General features: G+C 29.5%; 22 protein-coding genes. 19 read left to right on the top strand and 3 right to left on the bottom strand.

The genetic code is table 11. The features are described 5' to 3' along the window. The first annotated feature begins 7 nt into the window (after window positions 1-7). The 6 genes from AC5M21_RS11010 to AC5M21_RS10985 all read left to right on the top strand — a co-directional run bounded on the left by AC5M21_RS11010 (window position 8) and on the right by AC5M21_RS10985 (window position 7674). Window positions 8-352 (top strand): ArsR/SmtB family transcription factor, encoded by a 345-nt coding sequence (locus tag AC5M21_RS11010; protein WP_008789110.1) that lies wholly within the window; start codon window positions 8-10, stop codon window positions 350-352. Window positions 353-362: 10 nt separating this feature from the next. Beyond that, on the top strand, window positions 363-1112 hold the full coding sequence (locus AC5M21_RS11005) for an EFR1 family ferrodoxin (RefSeq protein WP_008789111.1): 750 nt from the start codon (window positions 363-365) through the stop codon (window positions 1110-1112). A gap of 307 nt (window positions 1113-1419) precedes the next feature. After that, window positions 1420-3165, top strand: coding sequence for a leucine-rich repeat protein (locus AC5M21_RS11000; RefSeq protein ID WP_282767618.1), 1746 nt, complete (start codon window positions 1420-1422; stop codon window positions 3163-3165). A 150-nt stretch (window positions 3166-3315) separates the two neighbouring features. Then, window positions 3316-3690 (top strand): hypothetical protein, encoded by a 375-nt coding sequence (locus tag AC5M21_RS10995; protein WP_008789114.1) that lies wholly within the window; start codon window positions 3316-3318, stop codon window positions 3688-3690. 196 nt (window positions 3691-3886) lie between these two features. Next, complete coding sequence (locus AC5M21_RS10990; protein ID WP_054689409.1) at window positions 3887-5089, top strand: class I SAM-dependent rRNA methyltransferase; 1203 nt, start codon at window positions 3887-3889, stop codon at window positions 5087-5089. Between the two features lie 137 nt (window positions 5090-5226). Next, on the top strand, window positions 5227-7674 hold the full coding sequence (locus AC5M21_RS10985; RefSeq protein ID WP_054325463.1) for a DsrE/DsrF/DrsH-like family protein: 2448 nt from the start codon (window positions 5227-5229) through the stop codon (window positions 7672-7674). Between the two features lie 22 nt (window positions 7675-7696). On the opposite strand, the gene AC5M21_RS10980 is transcribed toward AC5M21_RS10985, so the two are convergent. Continuing rightward, a complete protein-coding gene (locus tag AC5M21_RS10980; protein ID WP_008789117.1) occupies window positions 7697-8374 on the bottom strand; it encodes a Crp/Fnr family transcriptional regulator in 678 nt (225 codons plus the stop codon). Between the two features lie 161 nt (window positions 8375-8535). Here AC5M21_RS10980 and AC5M21_RS10975 point away from each other — a divergent pair, with 161 nt between their 5' ends. The 3 genes from AC5M21_RS10975 (at window position 8536) to AC5M21_RS10965 (ending at window position 9913) form a co-directional block, all read left to right on the top strand. After that, entirely contained in the window at window positions 8536-9126 is a 591-nt protein-coding gene (locus AC5M21_RS10975; RefSeq protein ID WP_054689406.1) for a site-2 protease family protein, read from the top strand. Between the two features lie 65 nt (window positions 9127-9191). Continuing rightward, the gene (locus AC5M21_RS10970; protein WP_270601778.1) at window positions 9192-9323 is read left to right on the top strand and encodes a hypothetical protein; all 132 of its coding nucleotides are present in this window, start codon (window positions 9192-9194) and stop codon (window positions 9321-9323) included. Window positions 9324-9382: 59 nt separating this feature from the next. After that, a complete protein-coding gene (locus AC5M21_RS10965) occupies window positions 9383-9913 on the top strand; it encodes a GNAT family N-acetyltransferase (protein WP_054325462.1) in 531 nt (176 codons plus the stop codon). 71 nt (window positions 9914-9984) lie between these two features. On the opposite strand, the gene nagA is transcribed toward AC5M21_RS10965, so the two are convergent. Both nagA and AC5M21_RS10955 read right to left on the bottom strand, forming a co-directional pair. Continuing rightward, window positions 9985-11124 carry an N-acetylglucosamine-6-phosphate deacetylase gene (gene nagA, locus AC5M21_RS10960; protein ID WP_302280539.1) on the bottom strand — a complete coding sequence of 380 codons (1140 nt, stop codon included), beginning with the start codon at window positions 11122-11124 and terminating at the stop codon, window positions 9985-9987. Window positions 11125-11127: 3 nt separating this feature from the next. Beyond that, window positions 11128-11853: a glucosamine-6-phosphate deaminase gene (locus AC5M21_RS10955; RefSeq protein WP_117598859.1), complete on the bottom strand. Its 726-nt coding sequence runs from the start codon at window positions 11851-11853 to the stop codon at window positions 11128-11130. Between the two features lie 202 nt (window positions 11854-12055). Between AC5M21_RS10955 and AC5M21_RS10950 the strand changes: the two genes are divergently transcribed. The 10 genes from AC5M21_RS10950 (at window position 12056) to AC5M21_RS10905 (ending at window position 21888) form a co-directional block, all read left to right on the top strand. After that, window positions 12056-12850 carry a MurR/RpiR family transcriptional regulator gene (locus AC5M21_RS10950; RefSeq protein WP_117598860.1) on the top strand — a complete coding sequence of 265 codons (795 nt, stop codon included), beginning with the start codon at window positions 12056-12058 and terminating at the stop codon, window positions 12848-12850. A gap of 217 nt (window positions 12851-13067) precedes the next feature. Further along, window positions 13068-13940, top strand: a complete 873-nt coding sequence (locus tag AC5M21_RS10945; RefSeq protein ID WP_117598861.1) for a Cof-type HAD-IIB family hydrolase — start codon at window positions 13068-13070, stop codon at window positions 13938-13940. A 144-nt stretch (window positions 13941-14084) separates the two neighbouring features. Further along, complete coding sequence (locus AC5M21_RS10940; protein ID WP_117598862.1) at window positions 14085-14309, top strand: PF20097 family protein; 225 nt, start codon at window positions 14085-14087, stop codon at window positions 14307-14309. A gap of 83 nt (window positions 14310-14392) precedes the next feature. Then, window positions 14393-14539, top strand: a complete 147-nt coding sequence (locus AC5M21_RS10935; protein WP_117598863.1) for a helix-turn-helix domain-containing protein — start codon at window positions 14393-14395, stop codon at window positions 14537-14539. Window positions 14540-14703: 164 nt separating this feature from the next. Continuing rightward, window positions 14704-16017: an ABC transporter permease gene (locus AC5M21_RS10930; protein ID WP_055253390.1), complete on the top strand. Its 1314-nt coding sequence runs from the start codon at window positions 14704-14706 to the stop codon at window positions 16015-16017. Between the two features lie 11 nt (window positions 16018-16028). Continuing rightward, entirely contained in the window at window positions 16029-16679 is a 651-nt protein-coding gene (locus AC5M21_RS10925) for an ABC transporter ATP-binding protein (protein WP_008790772.1), read from the top strand. Between the two features lie 23 nt (window positions 16680-16702). Continuing rightward, window positions 16703-18079 carry an ABC transporter permease gene (locus AC5M21_RS10920; RefSeq protein ID WP_008790771.1) on the top strand — a complete coding sequence of 459 codons (1377 nt, stop codon included), beginning with the start codon at window positions 16703-16705 and terminating at the stop codon, window positions 18077-18079. Between the two features lie 46 nt (window positions 18080-18125). Beyond that, window positions 18126-18782 carry a response regulator transcription factor gene (locus AC5M21_RS10915; protein WP_055253392.1) on the top strand — a complete coding sequence of 219 codons (657 nt, stop codon included), beginning with the start codon at window positions 18126-18128 and terminating at the stop codon, window positions 18780-18782. Continuing rightward, on the top strand, window positions 18779-20107 hold the full coding sequence (locus tag AC5M21_RS10910; protein WP_055253394.1) for a HAMP domain-containing sensor histidine kinase: 1329 nt from the start codon (window positions 18779-18781) through the stop codon (window positions 20105-20107). The genes AC5M21_RS10915 and AC5M21_RS10910 overlap by 4 nt, the downstream gene beginning before the upstream one ends. A 614-nt stretch (window positions 20108-20721) precedes the next feature. Continuing rightward, entirely contained in the window at window positions 20722-21888 is a 1167-nt protein-coding gene (locus AC5M21_RS10905; RefSeq protein ID WP_117598864.1) for an XRE family transcriptional regulator, read from the top strand. The last annotated feature ends 644 nt before the right edge of the window (window positions 21889-22532 follow it).

The following is a 22532-nucleotide window of genomic DNA, read 5'->3' as shown; positions in this document are numbered from 1 at the left end:
TGAATATATGGAAAAAGAATGTCAAGAAAGATTAGAACAAATTACTTATGGATTTAAGGAATGTCAAAAAGCACTCATAGCAATAGGAGATGAAACAAGGCAAGTTATTTTACTTGTTTTATTACAGAGTGATTTATCAGGTATACGTGTTGGAGAAATAGCTAAAAAAGCTCATTTAACAAGACCATCAGTATCTCACCATTTACAGATACTGAAAGAAGCTGGAATTGTAAATATGAGAAAAGAAGGAACGAAAAACTTTTATTATATAAGTGGAGATGAAACACGTTGGAAGGAAATTGTTGATTTGGTTGAACTTATATATGAAGGCGTTTTGCATATTAAAAAATAGGGAGGAATAAATGATGATTTTATATTTTTCGGGTACTGGTAATAGTCAGTATGTTGCTCATATCATTAGTAAAGAAATACATGATGATGTACTTAATCTATTTGATAAAATACGTACTCAAGACTACACAGCTTTAAAATCTTCCAAACCATGGATCATTGTTGCACCTACATATGCGTGGAGAATCCCACGCATAGTAAATGAATGGTTAAAGAAAACACCACTTCATGGAAATAAAGATATTTATTTTGTGATGACTTGTGCAGGTTCAAAAGGAAATGCAGGATACTATCTTAAAGAATGGTGTCAAGATAAAGGACTTCAATATAAAGGTTGCACACAAATCATTATGCCAGAAAATTATATTGCACTTTATGATACAACTTCTCCAGAATTAATTCCTGAAATTTTGGAACAAGCATATCGTTGTGTTTTAAAGAGTGTTTACTATATTAAAGAAAATAAGTCATTCCCTGAATCATCAATAACACTAAAGGACAAAGTAAGTAGTGGAATTGTTAATGATCTTTTTTATCCTTTATTTGTACAAGCTAAAAAATTCTATGGAAATGATAATTGTATCTCATGTGGCAAATGTGAAAAACTCTGTCCTTTAAGTAATATAAAACTTATAGAGGGTCAACCTATATGGGGAAATCATTGCACGCATTGTATGGCTTGTATTTCTCGCTGTCCAAAAGGTGCAATTGAATATGGAAAGAAGACAAAAGACAGAATTCGATATGTTTGTCCAAAATAACAATTAAAAGTATTATATAAAAACGGAGGCTTGATATCTTATTTATCATTTCTCCGTTTTATTTTTAATATAAATATAAGTTCGTAAATGTTAACTTTTACGAACTTATAATTTTACCACTATATTCCCATATATTTACTAATATTTTATCCTATTTAACGTATTATTACAAGGTTTTTAAAAGTTAACAATTATAAACTCAATGTTTACGAAGGTTGTATAAAGTCTCATCAGAACTCAACATTTACACAAGGACTTATAATTTAAATATACACTATATAGACGACAAAGAGAGGAAAGGTAATATATGAGAAAAAAAGTTTTATTGAAAGTATCAGCTTGTTGTTTGGTAGTAATTATGTCCTTTAATGTATTGATTCAGGGAACATTAGCTACAAAAGAGAAATCTACAATACCAATATCTCATGATGATACAGAAACAGTTAGTCATAGCAAAAATACACCTAATCCAGAAACGGATTTTGATTTTAGTTCTTCTACAGGAACTATCACAAAATATAAGGGTTCTGCTGGAACAGTTATAATTCCAGATACAATTGGTGGCATTCCAGTGAAAGTCATAGGCGATGATGCCTTTAATTATGCTAGAATTAATAAGAAAGTTCTTTCTATAACATTACCATCAACATTAAAATCCATAGGCAATTCTGCATTTTATAATCAAGATATTTCATACATTGATTTTCCAAATGGACTTGATAGAATAGAAGGACAAGCCTTTTTAAATTGTACTCAATTAAAAGAGGTTATATTACCTGATTCAGTATCAACATTGGGGGAAAGTGCTTTTAAACAATGTGAATCTATTGAAAAGGTTGTGTTATCTAGTAACTTGACTGAGATACCGAATTCATGTTTTTACTCTTGGACAAAACAAGGAGCCCTTAATGACATTATATTTAAAGAAGGTCTAGAGGTCATAGGGGCAAATGCATTTATGAATCAAAGTCTAAAAAATGTACAGCTTCCTAATTCAGTTCGTATTATTGATCAACAAGTGTTTGCAAGGCAAGCAGACGCGAGTAATCATGGAGATTTTTATATTGGAACTGGCATTGAAGAGATTCGTTCCCAAAATGGTATTCCAAATATAGCAAATGCATTTTCAGGATGGAAAGGTAGAATTATATTTCCGCTTACAAAAGATGTCATAGACTCTAGAGGAGCAAATGCTATATTAGATTATCCCAATAGTTCATTCAAGGTGTTTTATGCAAATATTGTAGATTATAATACAAATGGTGGAAATCCAGCAAGTATACCAAGTGAAACAGTTTTATTTGAAGATACTATAAAAAGTATTCCTGTTCAACCAATTAAAGATGGCTTTTCCTTTGCAGGCTGGTACAGTGATAGTGCTTTAACTAATCTATGGAATTTTACAACTTCAAAGGTAACATCAGATATAACTTTATATGCAAAATGGGTTCCCATTGAATGGACAATCACTTTTGACACAAATGGTGGAAGTGCTATAGAAAAACAAAAAGTCAATATGTATGACTTCATTTCTGAACCGTCTACTCCAATTAAGAATGGTTACACTTTTGCAGGCTGGTACAGTGATAGTGCTTTAACTAATCCATGGAACTTTACAACTTCAAAGGTAACATCAGATATAACTTTATATGCAAAATGGGTTCCCATTGAATGGACAATCACTTTTGACACAAATGGTGGAAGTGCTATAGAAAAACAAAAAGTCAATATGTATGACTTCATTTCTGAACCGTCTACTCCAATTAAGAATGGTTACACTTTTGCAGGCTGGTACAGTGATAGTGCTTTAACTAATCCATGGAACTTTACAACTTCAAAGGTAACATCAGATATGACTTTATATGCAAAATGGGATGAATCAAATTCTCATTTAACTGAAATAGATGAAAATACTATAATTGTTACAAAACCATCTAATACAAACAATAACATTAACACATCAGATAGTACCAATACTCATTTATATATTTTTTTTACAGTTTTATCTCTTTTAGCTTTTGGTATTGTTATTTTTAAAAAGAAAAACATTTAAAATATGATATAAGCTTTGTTGATGGTATTCATATTGGTGAATTTGCAGATCATTAATACAACATACTGATTAATCAGTACTTTCGTTTGAAAGAATGAAACATATATATTATAATATATATAAATGAGAAAGAGAGAAAGGAGATTAATTATGGAAAAAGAAGTGCTAGACTATGTGATTGAAAAAACACATGAATTAATGAATGCATCATCTTGTTGTAATGAAGCAAAAGAAGCTGCTCAATCATGGTTGGACGCTATTGGAACAGAAGATGAAGGTATTGAAACAGAAAAGTATATTGCTGAGTTAGAAGAAGATATTGGAACTATTGATGGCTTGATAGATTTTGCTGGATCTGAGTATGGTATAAAACACTTTGGAGTTGAAACTGCTAAAAGTATTTTAGAACATGCGAAGGAAATAAAGGCTCAAGGTGCAAAGTATTGCGATTGTGCTGCATGCCAAGCTGTTGCTGCAATTCTTGAAAAGAAAGATGATTTACTTTATTTGATGAAAAAAGATTAATTTGATAATAGTCATGAAAAGAGTAAAATGATACATGAACTGCCTCCAATCTGTTAGATTTTTGGTCTAAGTTTTTGGGGGCAGTTCATACAGTGGTTTACTCTTTTTATTTATAAGTATAATTATAAAGTGTTTGTGAATATATGAGAAGTATAGTAAAATATGAAAAAATAGAAAATAATAGCGAGGTTAATGAATGAATAGAAAATATCCTAAAATTATTCTTTCCGAAGAGGGAGAGAAGTGGTTAGATAATGGTCAAATGTGGATGTATAAAAACAATGCAGTTGATATTGATGAAACAATTGAAAATGGATCATTGGTAGATATTATGACAACTAGAGGAAGATATATGGGAACAGGTTTTATTTCTAAGAATAGTCATATTACTGTTCGTATTTTATCAAAGAAAAGTGATGAAATCATTGATAGAGATTTTTTTAAGAAAAGAATCCAATTTGCATATGATTTTCGTAAGACACTAGAACTAGATAATATTGAGAATTGTAGACTTATTTTTGGTGAGGCAGATCAGCTGCCAGGATTAACTGTTGATAGATATAATGACATTTTGGTCACACAAGTGAGTTCATATGGATTAGATGTTATAAAAGACATGATTTATGAACTGTTGCTTGAAGTTTTAAATGAAGATGGGCAAGATATCAAAGGGATTTATGAAAGAAATGATATAAAGATAAGGGCAAAAGAAGGGTTGTCATTAGAAAAAGGTTTTTGGAGAAATGCTCATTTACCAACAACAACAATTATCAATGAAAATGGAATTTTATTACATGTTGATGTAGAAAATGGTCAAAAGACAGGATATTTTTTAGATCAGAAAGCCAATAGAGTTTTATTAAGAAAAATGGCACATGGTAAAAAAGTATTGGATTGTTTTAGTCATACAGGAGGTTTTGCATTAAATGCTGCATATGGTAAAGCAAAAGAAGTACACGCAGTTGATGTTTCTCAAACTGCTTTGAACCAGGCCTATGAAAATGCTAAATTAAATCATTTGGAGAATAAAATGAGGTTTATAAAAGATGATGTTTTTGATTATTTAGATAAATGTAAAGTCGGGCAGTATGATATTATTGTCTTAGATCCACCTGCATTTACAAAATCAAGAAGAACAATTGATCATGCTTATAATGGATATAAAAAAATTAATATGAAAGCTATGAAATTATTAGGTAGAGGTGGATATCTCATCACATGTAGTTGTTCACGTTTTATGGAAACTGATAATTTTGAAAAGATGTTGCGTGAATCTGCTCTTGAAAGCGGAGTGACTCTAAAACAGGTATCTGTGACACAACAAAATCATGATCATCCTATTCTTTGGACAATGGAAGAAACATCTTATTTAAAGTTTTATATTTTCCAGATTATTTAGTATATTTAAATAATGAAGAAGTTTAATGTATAAACTTCTTTTTTAATGGTGCATTTTAAAAAATTCTTTTCATGTGATTGAATCACAGAACTTATCAATATATTTATATAAAATATATTTGAAAAGAGGTTATAAAAATGTTAAAGACTTTAATTATTGGTGGAGTTGCTGGCGGAGCGACAACAGCAGCTCGTTTGAGACGTCGTGATGAAGAACGAGAAATTGTTATTTTAGAACGTGGTGAATATATTTCTTATGCAAATTGTGGATTACCTTATTATATTGGTGATGTTATTAAGAGTAGAGATACTCTATTATTACAAACACCAGAAGCAATGAAGGCAAAGTTTAATATTGATGTGAGAACACAACATGAAGTTATTAAAATTAATCGTCAGAATAAAAATGTTGTTGTTAGAGATTTAAAGAATGGGACAGAGTATATTGAAGAATATGACTCTTTGGTTATTGCGACTGGCTCATCTCCTATTCAACCACCTATTCCTGGTATTCATAATGAAAATATTGTTTCGTTATGGAATGTAAAAGATACTGATTTTATTAAGAATTATATTCAAGAACATAAACCAGAAAAGGTTACTGTTGTTGGTGGGGGATTTATTGGATTAGAAATGGCTGAAAATCTACACACTCTTGGAATGAAAGTCAGCTTAGTAGAGTTACAGAATCAAGTTATGGCACCTATTGATTTTGAAATGGCACAATTATTGCATGAGAATATAACAATGAATAATGTTGATTTATATTTGAGTCATGGAGTAAAGGAGTTTATTCAAAAAGATAAACAAACGATTGTCTGTTTAAATGATGGTCAGCAGATTATTAGTGATTTGGTTATTTTGGCATTAGGAGTGAAGCCAAATAGTTCATTGGCGAAAGAAGCAGATTTGAATATCAATGAACGTGGAGGCATTATTGTTGATGAATATTTAAGAACTTCAGATAAAGATATCTATGCAGTAGGTGATGTTATTGAAGTAGACAATTTTGTGTTAAAAAATAAAACAATGATACCGTTAGCTGGACCAGCAAATAAACAGGGAAGGATCTGTGCTGATAATTTGGTTGGTGATTGTAAGATTTATCAAGGAAGTTTAGGCAGTTCAGTTGCAAAGGTTTTTGATTTAACAGTTGCTAATGTAGGAGTTAATGAGAAAATGCTGCAAGCATTAGGAAAGAAAAAAGATAAGGACTATCTAACAATCATTATTAATCAAAAATCACATGCTGGTTATTATCCTGGTGCCACTCCATTGACTTTAAAATTAATATTTGATTTTGATGGACAAATATATGGTGGACAAATCATTGGTCAGGATGGAGTTGATAAACGAATTGATACTTTAGCTACAGTGATGCGTTTAAAAGGAACTATTCATGATTTGGCAGAATTAGAACTTTCATATGCACCACCTTATTCTTCAGCAAAAGACCCCGTGAATATGCTAGGTTTCGTGGCTGAAAATGTATTAGATAATTTGGTAAAATTCATATATCCTCATGAATTTGATCAACTGGTTCAAAATCATCCAAATGATCATATAGTGTTAGATATAACGGAAGATGTCGAAAGAATGGTATATCATATCAAAGATTCTTATCATATACCATTAGGGCAATTACATGAAAGGATTAATGAATTAGATAGAAATAAAACAATTATACCTTATTGTGCTATAGGTGTACGTTCTTATAATGCTGCTAGAATTTTAATGCAGAATGGATTTTCAAAAGTAAAAGTATTAGCTGGAGGAACTGCCTTTTATAAATCAATGCATTATCTAGAAAACAATTTATCTGTTCAACAACAAAAACAGGAAATTATTCCTGAAGATAAAGAACTTAGAATTCTTGATTGTACAGGATTACAATGTCCTGGACCAATTATGAAAGTTAACGAGGTTATGGCAACTCTAGAAGCTAATGAAGTATTAAAAGTTTCAGCAACAGATATGGGATTTATAAGAGATATTGGAACATGGTGTCAACGTACAGGGCATACATTGTTAAAAAGTGAACGCAAAGGAAAAGAGAATTTTGCTTATATTAAAAAAGATATAAATGAATGCCCAATTCATCAGGCAGTTGAGATTCCACAAGGAAAAACAATGGTTGTCTTTAGTGGTGATTTAGATAAGGTATTAGCATCATTTATTATTGCTAATGGAGCAGCTGCAATGGGTAGACCAGTGACAATGTTCTTTACTTTCTGGGGATTAAATGCACTTCGTAAAACTGAAAAGCAACATATTAAGAAATCATTTATTGAAAAGATGTTTGGAATTATGATGCCTCGAGGAAGTGAGAAATTAAAACTATCCAAAATGAACATGGCGGGTATGGGAACAAGTATGATGAAAAAAGTTATGAAAAATAAAAATGTGAATTCATTAGAAGAATTAATGAGTCTCGCCCAATCTAATGGTGTTAAATTGGTAGCATGTACTATGTCTATGGATATTATGGGGATTACAAAAGAAGAGTTAATAGATGGTGTTGAACTTGCAGGTGTAGCCAGTTATTTAGGTGATGCGGAAGAGTCAAATGTAAATCTATTTATTTAAAAAACTGGAATATTCCAGTTTTTTACTTTGTTAAATTCTTTAATTTTTGATAATCAATAATTTCAATCTGACCCCTAGATAATCTTACGAAACCTTCCTCACTAAAATATTTCAACATTCTTGTGACAACTTCACGTGCACTACCAATAAGTTTGGCAATTTGTTCATGTGTTGCTTTAATTATATAATTGTTACTATGATCAGCTTCTTCAATTAAAAAGAGCGCTAAACGTTGATCAAAACTCATAAACAGAATTTGTTCCATTGCCCACATCACTTTTGAAAAACGGTCAGTTGCAGTTTTATATGCAAATAATTCTACATGGGCGTTTTCATGTGCAATTTTACCAAAATCAGTTGAATTAATTTGTAGAGTTTTACAATCAGTATTTGCGTCTATATAAATATCAAAAGTAATATTTTGTAAAATGCAAGATGCTGATAAGACGCAAATATCACTTTCATATAATCGATAAAGAGTAATCTCACGTCCATCAGGAGACAACATATAGACTCTTAGACACCCGCTTTTAACAAGAATAACACCTAGACATTCTATGTCACCATTATAGAGTGTTGTATTTTTTAAGTATGTTTTAGAAAATGCTTTTTCTTCTATGTGATTCTTTTGTTCGGGAGTTAATTGCTTCCAAAAAGGAAAACTATTCATCAATAACTTTAAGTCACTTTTTTCTAACATGAAATCACCTCTAGACTAATCATAACCAATTCGTTCTCAAATAACAAGGTGTGTGAATTAAAGATTATATCTTTATAGAGAGAATCTACTATTATTATATATATGATTTGTGATTTATGATAGAATATGAAAGATAGAGGGGAAGTATAGGAGAGGTTAATATGCAAGTTTTACTGAGTTTATTAATTGGTTATGTTGCTTTATATATTGTTATTTATCTACATGAAGTTGGACATGCTATTTGGTATTGTCGATTTGGTTGTAAAAAGCATTGGTATCATGTCACTGTTGAACCCTATTTGTTTTTTTCTACACCTTTGCCAGTGGATATAGAAAAAGCTGATAATCTGAGTTCCAACAAGGATATCATTGTTTCTTATGGGGGTATACTGAATAATCTTATTTTTACTTTTATTGCATATTTCCTTATTTGTAGAATCAATATAATGGATTATTATCTATCTTTATTTTTGTGGATGTTTTATACATTACATATTTCAGAAATAGTAAGTTATATGTTTATTGGTAATCTGTATCTAGTAAGTGATATGAAGAATATTGCAAAAAGAAAACCTTTATTGCGTTGGGTTAATTTGGTCATAGGAATCATTTTAACATTAGGGTATGTATGGATATTGACAACAATTCCACAAGAATTATTTATATATATATTAATATATAATCTACTTACAATTGTATGCATGGGATTAGGACGGATAATTTTTACTATAAAACATGGTAAGGGCTCATAAAATTTGTTTTAAAGGAGAAGAAATAACTTTTATTACATGTATATCTTCACCTTATGTAGATTTTTATGCAAAAAACAGCCCTATTACGTGTTCTAGAAATTGATTTAAAAGATACATATAATAAGATTGTTGCTATTTTAGATGAAAAAGGTAATTTTCTAAATGAGAGTGACTATGTAGATTGTAGAAGTGTATGAAAAAAATTATTGTACTCTCTATTTAATGGAAAAATATATAAGGAAAGAGGATATATAATATGAAAACAGAAAGATTGTTAATAAGAAGATTTACACCAAATGATTGGGAAGATCTTTATGAGTATTTATCACAAGAAGATGTGGTCAAATATGAACCATATGATGTTTTTACAAAAGAACAGTCCAAAGAAGAAGCAATAAAACGTTCAAAAAGCCAAAACTTCTGGGCTGTATGTTTACTTGGTAGTGGAAAAGTTATTGGAAATATATATTTAGAAAAACAAGGATTTGAAACTTGGGAACTAGGCTATGTTTTCAATAAAAAGTATCAAGGAAAGGGATATGCGACAGAAGCCACAAAGGCTTTAATAGATGATATTTTTATGAATCATCATGCTCATCGTATATTGGCTATGTGTAATCCACTTAATACGGCTTCATGGAAATTGATGGAAAGATTAAACATGCGTCGAGAGGCTCATCATATTAAAAATAACTGGTTCTTTAAGGATGAAAACGGTAGTCCAATATGGCAAGATACTTATAAATACGCTATTTTAAAAGAAGAATGGCAAACAGATTATAAATAAAAAGCAAGTTGTTTATTTTCCAGTAAATAACTTGCTTTTCATGTTTAAATGACTAATAAAATTTTGGGTTTTTATGACAACATATCTTTCTTGATATGACCATTATTAACAACAGCTAGAACATCAAAATGATGATTAACAACAATAATATCTCCATCATAACCAACTTCTAATTTTCCTTTTGGTAAGTTATATAATTGAGCTGGATTTGTAGAAGCCATAAGAACAACATCATCAATACTACAACCACAAATACGCATCATATTTTGACAAGCTTGATTTAATTTTATTGTACTGCCTGCAATTCTTCCTGTTGCTTTAACACGTGCTTTTCCATCAATGATTTCTATCTCTTTTCCAGAAAAATGATAAATACCATCTGCTAATCCTTTACATGGATTGGCATCACAAATAAGGACAATTCTCTTTGATCCAATTGATTTATAAGTTGCTTTTATGACATCCTCATGAATATGAAATCCATCTACAATAAGTTCACAAAAAAGATCTGATATCATTGCACCTGTAACAACCCCAGGATCTCTATGAAGATGTTGTCCCATAGCATTATAAAGATGAGTAATTCCTTTGGCACCATATTGTTGTGCTTGAACAACTTGACTCGCAGAGGCACTACTATGACCTACATTCATAACAATCCCCTTATTATTACCATATGTAATTAATGATAATGCATTTGGTAATTCTGGAGCAATTGTCATTGCTTTTATTTTATGAGAATGTTTTAAGAAATCATTGAATATCTCTAGTTGAGGGTCTTGAATACAGTCTTCTTTCATAACACCACGGTTATTTTTATTTAAGAAAGGACCCTCGATATGTATCCCTAATAGATTTGAAACATTACATGATTCATATTTATTCAATAACTCTAACATATAAGAGTGTGTTTCACATGTTAAACTTGCCATGAAACAAGTCACCCCTTCTTCTATCAAAGCATCACTAATTTTTATCATATCTTGATTTTGACAGGTATTAAAATCATAACCATTAATTCCATGTGTATGCGTTTCAATCAGGCCTGGTATGATATAATTCCCTTTAGCATCAATAACTTTATCGTAAATAATATCCTGATAATCTTTAAATATACCAGTAATGGTGTTGTCTTCAACGAGCACAGCACCGTTATCGATTTTCCTATACCCATCAATAATGAGTATTCCATTTTTAATAAGAATTTTCATATATTAGTCATCTCCTTCAATAACAGCACGATCTACAATCAGATATGCTTGAGGATGATTATTAATAAGTGTCACTGGACACATGATATCAATATCACCATTAATAACCTTTTGAATAGGTTCGTGTTTTTTAGCACCATTTGCCTCCACAATGACAATTTTAGATTCCATAAGTTGTTTAATTCCTAGTGTTATTCCTTGTGATAAAATTTCATTTGTATCAAAATATTTTTTCCCTACTGATTGTGTGATTTCATCTAAATCAATAATATGTGCATAATTATTTGGATTAACACCAGGTTCATTAAAGCCAAGATGTCCATTCACACCAACACCTAATAATGTTAATGTTAAACCATTGTGATATGAAATATATTGATTAGCTCTTTGACATTCTTCCATTAAATTTTTTGCAAGACTATTGAAAGTATGAATATGATCTAAAGGAATATGTGCTGGTTCAAATAAATTCTTATTGAGATAAGCAAGACAGCTTCCAGCGTTTGTTTGGTCTAAACCTACCCATTCATCTAATTCGATATAATATGCTTGTGTCAAATCGATAAGTTTATCATTATGAGCTTTACATAATAATTGAAGTGTTTTTACAGGTGTATCACCTCCTGCAAAACAATAAAGACCATTAGGTTGAGACTGAAATGTTTTAATAATAATTTCAGTAGCCTGTTGACTCATTTCTTCATAATTTTCTGTAACTATTAATTTCATATTTTTCTCCTTCTATTCATAATTATATAAGCACTTAATGATTATGCAAATACTACCTTTTATTATACGATATTAGATTTTAAAGTAAATATTTGTTGATTGTTTCGATACATGTGTTACACATTAGAAAAAAATAACAATTATGTTACATATTGTTACATATTGGAAAGTTTGATAAAATATCAAAAAGGAGATGTAGAAAATGTTATTCTTAGAAAAAACACCACAGTTATCAGATACTGATATTAATATTTATCAATATATTGTTACACACTTAGAAAGTGTTCAATATATGCGAATTAGGGATTTAGCGCAAGCTACTTTTGCAAGTACAGCTAGTATTTTACGTTTTTGCAATAAATTTGAGTGTAATGGATATTCAGAATTTAGAGTTCGTCTTCAGTCTTATGTTCAATCACAACAAGAAAAATTAAAAAAAGTTGATGAAACAATCTTTATTAATTTTCTACAACGTACAAATGAAGCATTATTCCAAAAAAATATTTATGATGCAACTGAACTCTTAAAAGAAAAAGAATTGGTTTTATTTGTTGGACATGGCTCTTCAAATATTATAGCTGAATATGGAGCTTTATATTTTTCTTCACTTTGTAGTGTGGCTTTATCTGTAGAAAATCCTGCAAATTATCCAATAAATTTTATTTATCAAAATATTTCTAGTAAAATATGTGTTATTGTTCTTTCTGTATCTGGTGAAACAGAAGAAATTATTGAGTATCTACAGCATTTTAAAAGGAATAACAGTAGTATAATTTGTATAACTAATAGTACAAAGTCGACAATTGCAAAATTGTCAGATGTTTGTATACCTTATTATATTACGGAGGAATCATTTGAAGGTTCCAATATTACTTCACAAGTTCCTGCTCTCTATACAGTTGAATATCTAGCAAGACAAGTTCATAGTGCTAAGTTTTCTGCAACAAAGAGTGAGAATCAAGAAGAGTATGAAATAGATACATGTATAGGAGAATGATAGAAGGAAATGGGGATATGACAAGTTTTATTTTATAACTGATTATAGTCATTCTTATGGAAGGGAGTTATGAACTTATGTAGATAGGCATGATAATCAAATATTAAGTCTGTCTGTGACTAATACGAATAGATCTGTATAATCGTTTTCTAAAAATGAAAAACTATGTTGAAATTGGTTGTAATTGTTATAATGTATACTCAAAGGAGTGTGTATTATGATTAAATGTATTGTATGTGATTTAGATGGAACACTTATTAAAACTGATGATACTATAGAAGAAAAGACATTAGTGACTTTAAAAAACTATATAGATAAAGGCGTAGAGTTTATCATTGCGACTGGTAGGGATCATAATATGGTTATAGATTTTCTTAATCAATATGATTTGGATTGTGATTTGATACTCAATAATGGAACACAGTATTGTAATAAACAAAAGACATTTAATGATATTTATCCTATGGATAATCATTCTTTTCAAAAGATTGCAACAATTCTAGAAGAGCGTGGTTATCTATTATCTATACATACAAATCAAGGAAAATATTCTTTTAAAGATGCAGAATCATTCTGGGAACAACATGTTCAAATTTTAAAATCATCATCAGCCTATTTAAATAAACCTTTACCAAAGAAAACTTTTACAACAAGGGAAGGTTATTTAAGAGATTTCCATTATGCTTCAAATGCTAAAGAAATGATTAATAAGGGAATAAAAGTTTTAAAAATTGATGCTAGGCATTTCAATTCACATTCAGTTAAAGGCATTAAACAAGAACTCAATATAGAACATCTAGATATCTCATCTTCTTATGAAGATAATATGGAAATAACAACTAATAAAACAAATAAAGGATATTTATTAGAAAAGGTTATTCAAAAAAAGGGATATTTATCAGATGAAATTGCAGTCTTTGGTGATGGCGAAAATGATTGTTATATGCTAAAGCAATTTCCATATTCATTTGCTCCAAATAATGCTTGTCAATTAGCTAAAGAATCTGCTCAATATATATTGAGTCAAACAAATGAAGAAGGTGCAGTTTATGAGGGAATTGAATTATTGAGAAAATTAAATTTATTATAATGTAAAAAATATTTCATAGAATCAACTATACTCTATAGAATAGACAAAAAACAAATATCACGTTATCTATGGAGTGTTTTTATATACCTAAGTTTACAAAAAAAGATTTATCTGAAGCTACAAATCATAAAGGAGGAATATAGAATGAAATGTCCTTATTGTCAACAGGATTTAGTAAAGGGACATATCCAAACAAGAGGAGAGGTTCTCAAATGGATACCCTGTGATAGACAACTTTCAAGGTTAGATCTACGTTGGAAAGTTGGAGACGGAGAAATAAAATTGGGTGATTATAAATTTTGGCATGGTGGAGATGTTGATGCGTATTGTTGTCCAGAGTGTCATAAAATTATTATTGATTATAAATAAGAAAGATTTCTTTTTATGATGACTCTACGGAGCGTTTATTGTTTTTTTAATAATATGTTTTATTCTATACAAGAGGTGAAGTTATGGATTGTCAAAAAGTTGGAGAATTAATTTATCGATTACGAAAGGAAAGACAGCTTACTCAAAAAGAGTTGGCTGATCAGATTGGAATTAGTGATAAAACTATATCTAAGTGGGAAAGAGGAGTTTCCCAAACAAAAGGATATTAAGAAATAACCTGTGTTTTCCTGCTTGCAAATAGAAATACAGTAAAAAGATACTTCACATTAGAATAGAGGTATCTTTTTTTGCTTTATAAAAAATAAAAAGAAATAAAAAATAAGATTTCATAAATATTTCATAAAAGCAATTTATACTATAGATGATAGGAGGTATGAAAAAGGATATGCTAAGAAATTCATTATTGTATATTAAAAGAAAGAAGAAAAAATCTATAATTGTATTATTTATACTAACAGCAATTTTAATAAGTCTTTATACATGTTTATCTATAAATAAGTTTAGTAATAATGTGGAGAGTATTATTTATAGAGCAGCCAATTCTTCATTTATTCTAAAGAGTAAAAACAGCCAAGAGTTGATTGATACAAAGGAAGTTGAAGGTATAAAGAACTTAGATAGAATTAATGAGTATAATCTTGAATATGAAACACTTGCACAATTAAAAGGTGATGATGTTTTTGGTGGCGAGCAAAAAGTTGAAATATCAAATTTAAATTCTGAATATGAAAATCTTTTAAAGATTTATGGAGTAAGAGATTCTAGTTTAAGTAATGATTTTACAAGTGAAGTATTTAAAATAGTAGAAGGAAGACATATAGGAAAAGATGATAAAAATAAGATAATAGTTCATGAGGAGTTAGCTAAACAAAATCAATATGAATTAGGTGATAAAGTTTCAATAAAACAAATTAAACAATACGATCCTGATGATGAAGATATTAACTCTAATATTGGATTAGAAAATGAGTATGAAATAGTTGGTATTTTTTCTGGGAAGAAACAAGAAAGTTATACTGGATTTTCTTCCGATTACAGTGAAAATATGGCCTTTATTGACTATAGTTCAAGTCAAAAAATATCTGGTATAGATTCTAATTATGAAAAACTAAATCAAGCAACGTATTTTGTGAATAGTCCAGAAAATATGGACAAGGTAATTTCGAGTATAAAAAATATGAATATTAATTGGTCCAATATTGATCTTGAAAAGAATACAAAGATCTTTGATGATATATCAACTACTGTAGGATCAATTAAAGGAATAATACAAATAATTACATATTCAATTATAGTAGGAGGTTGTATAGTGCTTTCTTTAATATTGATACTATGGCTAAGAGAGAGAATTTATGAAATAGGAATATTATTATCAATAGGAATAGGAAAGCGTGAAATTATAGGGCAATTTATATTGGAGTTAGTTTTTATATCTATCCCAAGTTTATTTATTTCAACTTTAATAGGAAATTTAGTAACAAGAAAAATATTAAGTGAAATTATATTAAAAGAAAAAATTATAAGTACTTTAAGTAATGCATCTAATAAGATATTTGGAAGTGAAAATATTTTTATTATTTGTCAAAGCTATGGGTTATTAATTTTAATAATATTATTATCAGTTTTAATCACTTCAGGAATAATATTGATGAAAAAGCCAAAAGAAATTTTATCAAAAATGAGTTAAGGAGTAAAAAAATGAGTATATTAAATATGAAAAATGTTAGTTATAATTATAAAAATTCAAAAGAGAAAATCTTAAGAGATGTAAATGCAAATTTTGAATTAGGGAAATTTTATGCCATAGTAGGAAAATCTGGAGTAGGAAAATCCACTTTTTTATCACTATTAGCAGGGTTGGATGTTCCGGTAAAGGGGGAAATACAATTTGAAGGTGTCGATATATCTAAAAAGGGATATAGTCATCACAGAAGAAAACAGGTTTCTTTAGTATTTCAGAACTATAATTTAATTGACTATTTAACACCTATGGAAAATGTTAGGTTGGTAAATAAAAAAGCTAATAAAGAAATATTACTAGAATTAGGATTAGATGAAAGTCAAATTAATAGAAATGTAATGAAGTTGTCTGGAGGACAGCAACAAAGAGTTGCGATAGCAAGGGCGCTTGTATCTGAAGCACCTATAATTTTAGCAGATGAGCCAACAGGAAATCTTGATGAAAGTACAGCACTTGAAATAATTGAAATGCTTAATAAATTAGCAAAATCAAGAAATAAATGTGTAATAGTAGTAACTCATAGTAAAGAAGTAGCAAAGGCAGCAGATTATATTTTAGAAATAAAAAATAAAAATTTAAAAGAAGTTAATTTTAAGAAAAATAGTTAGTTTAATAAAGGAGATAATAATAAATGTTAAAAAATGCATTATCATATATAACAAGAAAAAAACTTAAGTCAATAATTATTTTTGCAATTATATTAATAATGGCAACACTTAGTTTAGTAAGTATATCTATAAAGAATGCAACTAATAACGCATCAAAAGAGACGTTTAAAAATATAACAAATAGTTTTTCAATGCAGATAAATAGAAGGGTTAACCCTGGAACAGCAAGAGGTGCAGGAAATGTAAAAGGGAAAGACATTAAAAAGATAGCTGATTCAAAAGAGATAGAAGGTTATATTAAAAGAATCAATGGTGTTGGAGATCTTGTAGATCATGATATAATTGAAACAGAAGAAACAAAGAGAAACCAAAGTGCTGAAAGAAAAAAAAGTTTTAAAAATGCAGTAATGGTTACAGGAGTTAATGATTCATCTAAAGAAGATAAATTTGTATCAGGTGCCTTTAAGCTTGTAGAAGGAAATCATTTAAAAACGGGTGATAAAGGAAAAATTTTAATACATAAAGATTTAGCTACGAAAAATAATCTAAAAGTTGGAGATAAGATGAAGATAAAATCAAATCTTTTTGACGCAGATAATGAAAAACAAGCTAATGAAACTATAGAAGTAGAAATAATTGGATTATTTGAAGGAAAGAATAAATCAGGTGTTTATTATTCACAAGAATTTTACGAAAATAATGTAGTTACAGATATTGATACTGCTGCTAGGTTATATGGGAATACTGAAGATACAGCTATTTATCAGGACGCAACTTTCTTTGTAAAAGGAGATATAGATCTAGATGCTGTAATAAAAAAGATGAAGAGTTTAGATATTGATTGGAAATCATACGATTTAATAAAGAGCTCAAGTAATTATCCAGCATTACAACAATCTATTTCTGGTATATATAAAGTAGCAGATAAATTATTTTTAGGTAGTTTAATTTTTGCAGGAGTAGTCTTAAGTTTACTATTATTATTGTGGATAAATGCAAGAAAAAAGGAAATAGGAATTATGTTAGCATTGGGAATAACAAAGGCTAAAATAATGGGACAATTCATTATGGAATTAATGATAATAGGATCCTTTGCATTTGCTGGATCATTCTTCTTGGCTAGCTATACAGGCAAAACAATTGCAAATAAAGTACTAAACAGTGTTACATCAGATATTGCAAAAAAAATGGCATCAGATGCATCTTCAGCAAATCTTGGAGCCGGAGTTGAAGTTGATGGATTTAATAAAACTCTAACAAGCCTTAATATAAATATAAATTCTTTAGATATGGTTTATGTAGTTATATTTGGTGTAGGAATAATGTTAATAGCACTTCTTATAGCATCTAATAAAATGCTAAGAAAACATCCAAAAGAATTATTAACAGATATTGAATAGAAATACAGATTTAGCTGTTTTATATTGTAGAAAGGAAAGTTAAAAGATGAATATACTAGTAGTAGAGGATGAGGATATGATTCTAGAAGGGATATGTGAATATTTAGGTGAACATGAATATTATTGTATTGCTGCATCAGATGGACAAAAAGCGATAGAAAAATTTAAAAACAATGAAATTCACTTGGTTTTATTAGATATTATGTTACCTAAATTAAATGGAATAGAAGTTTTACAATATATACGGAAAACTAGTAAAATTCCAGTTTTGATGTTAACAGCTTTTAATGATGATGATTATAAAATTAAAGCTTTTTCAGGACTTTGTGATGGATATATTGAAAAACCTTTTTCACTTTCTTTGCTTGAAACAAGAATTAATGCCTTGTTGAAAAGACATTATTCCAATTATTCAATTTTCAACTACAAAGATTGTCAAGTTAATTTTACAAGTTATAAGGCAACATATAAGGGAGAAGATGTATCTGTTAATGCAAAAGAACTTAAAATACTGGAGCTTCTTTTAAAGAATGAAAATATAGTGTTAACGAGAAATCAGATTATAGATGGCGTTTGGAAGGAAGATGAATCGATTCCATATGATAGAGTAGTAGATGTTTATATAAAAGAACTTAGAAAAAAATTAGGATTGGATTGTATAAAAACTATAAGAAATGTAGGGTATAAGATAACGATAAAATGAAAAAGATAAAATTATTTCCTAAGATATTTTTATATACATTTGCTATTATGTCATTTTTAATAATAATTAGTCACCTTCTAATTTATTTTATATTTCCAATTACATATTTGGAGAATAGAAAAGATAGTATAAAAAATACTGCAGATATTTTAGCGGAAAGTATAGATGGATTAGATAAGTCTTTTATTAATAAATATTTAGAACTGTTTTCTAAAAATAATGAAGTTAAAGTTTTTATTAAAAATGGAGCTATAGACAATGAAGTAAATTTAGAAAACAAAATAGATATAAATCTTGATAGTGAAAATAATTCAGTTATTATAGAAGAGAGAAGTGTAAAAACTAGAGAAGATGAAAATTTAGTTTTATATTTTGTAACTTCAAAGGATATGAAAAGGGAGGCTAAAAATATTAGCTTATCATTTTTACCATATACTTTAATTGTTAGTTTTATTTTTTCTATTGCTATTTCATATTTTTATACAAAAATAATAGTATCTCCAATAGTTGAAATAACAAAAGTAACAAATAATATGATGAAACTAGAAAAAGATGCATTACTAAAAGTAAAATCTTATGATGAAATAGGAAGTTTAAAAAATCAAATTAACACATTATATATTAGATTGCTAGGGGTTATAGATGATCTAGACAAAAAGAATAAAGAAATTATAGAACTTGAAAAAATGAAAGTTGAATTTCTAAGAAGTACATCACATGAACTTAAAACACCTCTTGCAAGTTTAAGAATTATTTTAGAGAATATGAAATATAATGTTGGTAAGTATAAAGATAGAGATAAATATCTTAGTGTATCTATTGAAACTATTGATAAATTGACAAAAATGACAGTTGAAATATTGAAAGTATCTTCTTTCCAAGAGTTAAAAGACGATAAAGAACTTTTAAATATCAATCAAGAGGTTAAAACTATTTTAGAAGATTATATGGTTTTATCAAACAATAAAAATATTGAAATAAATAACTTTTTAGATGAAGAAGAAATTTATATGTCTAAACTTGCACTAAGAAAGGTTTTAGCAAACTTAGTTAGTAATGCAGTAAAGTATTCGTATGCAAATGGTAAGATAAATATAGGAGTAAAAAATAATTATTTTTTTATAGAAAACTCATGTGAACCTTTAAATGAAAAACAGATAAAAGAATCATTTGATTTATTTTCTGGAGTTGAAGATAAGAGTAGTAATGGATTAGGCCTTTTTATTGTAAAAAATATATTACTTAACTATGGAATCAATTATAAATTCGAGAAAAGTGATATAGGCATGATTTTCTATTTTAAATTACCTAATATATATTCATAAAAATGAAATAGGCTTTTTAAAGATTTACTTAAAATTCAAAAAGTTGTATATATTTATTACTTTCGACTGGGATATAGAACTTCCAAATATATATTGAAAGGTATCAAGAAATCCGGAGTTTTGACGATAATGTATTGAATAACAATTACGATTCGTTTGCAGTAACAAAAGAAAGAAGTTGAAAATATGAAGACAGAATTTTTATCAAGCTATATTACATTATTCAGTAGTCTAAATTCCAGTTTATACGGAAGATAAACTTAAAATATCACAAATAGACGAAGTGATCCAGACACGGTGGCGGTCGAAGACATAGAGCCACGCCAGCTATGCTGGCGAGTGTATGGATTACTTCGGAGGTAGGCGAGCTTTAGCGAGCCGATATAAAAGCCCCCGTTATCTAACAGGGGGGTACTCTTACAAAAGACAAGAGCAAAAACAAATACAAAACTGCTGATATGCAACGATTTATAAGGTTATAAGAACTTATTTCACTTCACACCCTATTCTTTCTACCCGACAGGTCTAAAACAGCATATCAATAGCAAATAATTATAAGATACAAGGTGTATGCTCCTATGAGTATATGCCTTTTTTGATTGGAGGAATAAAGCATGAATGATATGAAATTTATTGAAACATTAAAGCAAAAGAGAAAAGCCTGTGATTATTCGCAATCACGACTGGCACAGGAACTACAAATCAGCAGGCAGAACTTAAATGAAATTGAAAACGGAAAAACAAAAGCCGGTAAAGAAATGAAGCATATACTTTTACATTATCTTGATTATTGTAATTGTACTCAGCCTTTCACTTTAACGATTGACTACCTGCGTGTTCGTTTTCCCACCACAGACGCATTGGAAATTATAAAAAATGTACTGGCAATGAAGAGCGAATATTTTATTCATGAAGATTACGGAATGTATGGCTATGAAGAACAGTATGTCTATGGGGATATTAGTGTAAATGTTTCTAAAGATAGTTCTATGGATGTTTTATTGGAATTAAGAGGTATGGGGTGTCGGAACTTGGAATATGTTTTACAGGCAAGAGGGATAGACTGGTATTCCTTTTTAAGCTGTTGTATAGATTGTCAAGGTGTTTTTAAACGCATAGATTTAGCGGTCAATGATATGGGCGGATTGCTGGATATAGAAATTCTAAGGGAACGCTATTATGCCAACAAGGTATGGAAACGTTCAAGAACCCATGAAGCAGTAGACAGCGGGAAATTATCGGGTACACATGGAGATACTGCAAAAACTTTTTATATCGGTTCAAAGAATAGTTCTATTTACTTTTGCCTGTATGAAAAAGAAAAGGAACAAAAAAGCAAAGGCATAAAAACAGACATTAAGAACCGCTTTGAAATTCGGCTAAAAAATGAAAAAGCAGGACAAACGATAGAACAACTTGTTTTTTCAAGAAATCCCGAACAGACCATAGCAAGCCTTATCCTCACACAGATAGATTTTCCCGATTATATTTTATGGGATATATTTTTGGATAATGTAACTACCTCACTTCCTTTTATTATGACGCCTGTTGCTGTCAATATGGATAAAACAAAACGCTGGTTAGAAAGACAGGTCATGCCCTCTTTATTGATGATAAAAGAGATTGAAAAGAAAACAGGAGCAAATTATCTGGAAGAAATCGACAGACATACAAAACTAACAGAAAAGCAGGAATTAAAAATTAAACAAATGACAACAGACATAGCAAATATGATTGAGAAAGATACCACTGTTCCTCAAGGGAATGACGGTATTTTTTAATTTCTTTAAAAAATCTGCAACAAAACGGCTACTTGCGTACAGATATGGTGCGAGGAAAGGAAATCTGACTTTTTTTGAAAACAGGTCATCAAATCGGTGGTTGCTGTCCCTATATGATGTGAAAGAAGAAACGTTTTTCAATTCCAACTTAACAATCCGTAGTTGCCGTTCCCTATATGGAGTAAAGAAAATCTTTTATTCCACAGTTGGCAGTTACGGCGTTGCATGGGTAGTTAGGGGGGTGAAAAGAAAATCAGATTTTTTCATCATCAACTTAGCAGAATGACACTTTCTTTCCCTATATGGTACAGGAAAAGAAAAAAGTTTTGAAGATTGGTTACGCTTCTGCTCTTTTCCAACGCGGTATATAGGAAAGATGATTTTCTTCTTTCGTGTTCTTTGACAACTGAATAAAGCAGTTCAATACGTTTGACAGACAGCGAGCCGTTGAAACAGATATGCCATGACCTTTTCCCTGCTAAAGCGAGCGAACCTTATCTGTGTTCCTGTAAGAAACTTGTCCTTTCCTACCGCCATGACCTGTCCTGTCTGATAATGATACTCCCGTACAGCCACAGCTTGAGCGTTCAGAGCGTCGCACGCAATGGGTACGGCTACATAAGAACTATGCAGAGGTGGAACTC

The organism is Coprobacillus sp., assembly GCF_984815275.1.
Note: the sequence above shows the minus strand (reverse complement) of the source record. Positions and strands in the feature narration are given on the sequence as shown.